This is a genomic window from Xenophilus sp., from assembly GCF_044462705.1.
Classification (GTDB): domain Bacteria; phylum Pseudomonadota; class Gammaproteobacteria; order Burkholderiales; family Burkholderiaceae_C; genus Xenophilus; species Xenophilus azovorans.
This window is the reverse complement of the sequence record NZ_JBIQNC010000341.1, coordinates 1-2,728: the sequence shown is the minus strand read 5'-3', so window position 1 is coordinate 2,728 and position 2,728 is coordinate 1. Positions and strand designations below refer to the sequence as shown.

Annotated in this window: 5 protein-coding genes; 1 reads left to right on the top strand and 4 read right to left on the bottom strand. The window is 73.3% G+C overall.

All coding sequences use genetic code 11. From position 1 onward, the window contains the following. Positions 1-756, top strand: a 756-nt coding sequence (locus tag ACIY1X_RS25865; RefSeq protein WP_399686398.1) for a crotonase/enoyl-CoA hydratase family protein, incomplete at its 5' end; no start/stop codon positions are given. An 11-nt stretch (positions 757-767) separates the two neighbouring features. Here ACIY1X_RS25865 and ACIY1X_RS25860 read toward each other — a convergent pair. From ACIY1X_RS25860 to ACIY1X_RS25845, 4 genes are all read right to left on the bottom strand, one after another. Continuing rightward, complete coding sequence (locus ACIY1X_RS25860; RefSeq protein ID WP_399686397.1) at positions 768-950, bottom strand: hypothetical protein; 183 nt, start codon at positions 948-950, stop codon at positions 768-770. Beyond that, positions 947-1,450: a YbhB/YbcL family Raf kinase inhibitor-like protein gene (locus tag ACIY1X_RS25855; RefSeq protein WP_399686394.1), complete on the bottom strand. Its 504-nt coding sequence runs from the start codon at positions 1,448-1,450 to the stop codon at positions 947-949. Before ACIY1X_RS25855 ends, ACIY1X_RS25860 begins: the two co-directional genes overlap by 4 nt. A gap of 51 nt (positions 1,451-1,501) precedes the next feature. Further along, positions 1,502-1,738 carry a hypothetical protein gene (locus tag ACIY1X_RS25850; RefSeq protein WP_038206455.1) on the bottom strand — a complete coding sequence of 79 codons (237 nt, stop codon included), beginning with the start codon at positions 1,736-1,738 and terminating at the stop codon, positions 1,502-1,504. A gap of 53 nt (positions 1,739-1,791) precedes the next feature. Beyond that, a partial coding sequence (locus ACIY1X_RS25845; RefSeq protein WP_399686391.1) for a trypsin-like peptidase domain-containing protein occupies positions 1,792-2,728 on the bottom strand: 937 nt, incomplete at its 5' end.

Here is a 2,728-nt window from a genome sequence, read left to right as displayed (position 1 = left end):
GACGTGATGCTGGCCCGCCCCGACAAGATGAACGCGCTCGATCCGGCGATGTTCGACGCCGTCAACGACACCATCGCCCGGCTGCGCGAGGCGCGCGGGCTGCGGGCCGTGGTGTTGCACGGCGAGGGCCGCGCCTTCTGCGCCGGGCTGGACATGGCCAGCATGGCCGGCGCTGCGCAGGGGCAGGGCATGGGCACGCTGGAAGAGCGCACGCACGGCCTGGCCAACCGCTTCCAGCACGTGGCCTGGGGCTGGCGCGAGCTGCCGGTGCCCGTCATCGCCGCCGTGCACGGCGTCGCCTTCGGCGGCGGCCTGCAGATCGCGCTGGGCGCGGACGTCCGCATCGCCGCGCCGGACGCGAGGCTCAGCGTGATGGAGATCAGGTGGGGCCTGGTGCCCGACATGGCCGGCTGCGCGCTGCTGGCGCCGCTCGTGCGCGGCGACGTGCTGCGCGAGCTGGTCTACACCGGCCGCATCGTGGAAGGCACCGAGGCGGCGGCGCTCGGCCTGGTCACCCGCACCAGCGCCGAACCGCTGGAGGATGCACGCGCGCTGGCGCGGCAGATCGCGGCCGCCAGCCCGCAAGCGGTCCGCGCCGCCAAGCGGCTGATGGCGCTGGCCGAGACCGCCCCGCCGGCCGAGGTGCTGCTGGCCGAAGCGCGCGAGCAGCAGGCGCTGATCGGCAGCCCCAATCAGGCCGAGGCGGTGCGCGCGGGAATGGAGAAACGCGCGGCGCGCTTCGCCGACGCGGACTGACTGACAGGCCTTCAGCGGCCCGACTTGTTCTTCACGCTGCTGACGCCGGCGTCGATGGTGCCGAAGACCTCCACGCCGCTGCGCGTGGCGGCCGGCGCGCCGTCGCCGCCGGCCGGGCTGGCGCATCCCGAGGCGAGGGCCGCCAGGCCGAGCACGCACAGGGCCACGCAGATCCGCTGCAGGAGCCCGCTCATGCCGCCGGCCGTCCGTAGTGCGCCGTGAAGCTGGCCTTGCCCAGCAGGTTGGCGTTGATTATGAAGCCGGCCAGCGCGGCCGTGGGGTCGGGCGGCAGTTCCAGCTTCTCGACGCCCAGCGCGTACACGGTGAAGACGTAGCGGTGCGGCTTGTCGCCGGGCGGCGGGCACATGCCGCCGAAGGCCGAGACGCCGTAGTCGATACGGATGTGCGAGGCGCCGGCCGGCAGGTTGGCGCCGCCGGCGGCGCCGGCATCGGCCTTCAGTTCCGTCACCGAGGCGGGGATGTCCACCACCATCCAGTGCCAGAAGCCCGAACCGGTGGGCGCGTCCGGGTCGTACACGCTGACGGCGAAGCTCTTCGTGCCCGCCGGCGCGCCGCGCCACTGCAGCGCGGGCGACTTGTTCTCGCCGCTGCAGCCGAAGCCGTCGAACTCGAAGCGCTTGTCGATGGTGCCGCCTTCGGCGATGTCGGGACTGTGAAGGGTGAAGCTGCTCATGGTCTGCATTTCTCCGGAAGGCATCGAGGGTAGCGCACGGCCGCGGGCCGCTCAGGAGGAGGCGGCGGACCGCAGCAGCACGGGGCCGACCACCTCGTAGATCACCTGCACGCCGTCGATGCGGGCCGGCAGGCCGGCGACCGACGCCGACGGCTCGCGCAGGTTGACCTTCACGGCGTAGGAGCCGCCGATCTTGCACAGCCCGGCGCCGACCACGGGCGAGCATGCCGACGCCGCGGCCACGGCCTTGGGCTTGGCCTTGCGCGCTTGTTCCATGGTGGTCTGCATGGGTGCTTCGTCCTCGGGGAAAGAAAGGAGGGTGCGCCGGTGCGCTGCGGTCCTCAATGCACGCCGGCCGGGCCGCCGAGCTTCACGCCGAGCAGTTCGGCCACGCGCCGCAGGTCGTTGGCGTAGGTGACGCCCAAATCATTGTGGCCCCCCTGGTCGCTGCCTGCAAACAGCAGCCCGAACGCCCGCCCCTGCATGTCGAATATCACCGAGCCGCTGTCGCCGCCCGAGCTGAAGGGGCGCCCTTGCTCGGCGCTGCTGATCTCCGTCTGGCGGTCGAAGCCCAGCTCGCCGCGCTCGTAGCTGACCACCACGTCGTCCACCTCGATGGCGCTGACCACGCCGCGCGTCAGGCCGGTGGTGCGCCCGAGCTTGAACACGGGCTCGCCCGGCTCGACCGGCGTCTCGCGCAGGCCGGCCCAGGCGGCCGGCGCGTCGGTCAGCAGCGTGGGCTCGAAGGGCACGCCGGGCTGCAGGGCGGCGATCGCCGCGTCGACCTCGTTGTTCATGCCCGGCCGCAGGGCCACGTGGTCCAGCAGATGCGCCACCGCGTCGCTGCCCCGCTTGCCGCCGTCGTAGGCGCCGGGCTGCAGGATCGGATCGCCCTGGCGGGCCTTGTTCTCGTTGGCCAGCACGTGGTTGTTGCTCAGGATCACCGCCTGCCCGCTCTCGACGTGCGTGCCGAAGGCGCCCAGCGTGCCGGCCGTGACATTGACGTGGCCGCAGGAGCAGCCGATGCGCAGCGGCCGTTGGCGCTGCTGGTACCAGGGCCGCGTCGCCGCGGCCGTGCCGGGCTGCGCCCGCCGGGCTGCGCGGGCGCCCTTGAATACGGTGCCGATGTAGTCGATCTGCACGGACGGGCCGGCGACGCGCTGGATGCCGGCCTGCAATGTCTCGTCGAGCGCGGCCGTGCGCCGCTGCAGGCGCACCGCCAACTCGTAGGTGCCGGGCTCGGCGCCGCGGGCCAGGCCCAGCGCCACCCCCGGCCGG

Bases quoted from the DNA above. Each gene is read 5' to 3' on its own strand.
- ACIY1X_RS25860 (WP_399686397.1), bottom strand. From the start codon at position 950: ATGAGCGGGCTCCTGCAGCGGATCTGCGTGGCCCTGTGCGTGCTCGGC.
- ACIY1X_RS25855 (WP_399686394.1), bottom strand. From the start codon at position 1,450: ATGAGCAGCTTCACCCTTCACAGTCCCGACATCGCCGAAGGCGGCACC.
- ACIY1X_RS25850 (WP_038206455.1), bottom strand. From the start codon at position 1,738: ATGCAGACCACCATGGAACAAGCGCGCAAGGCCAAGCCCAAGGCCGTG.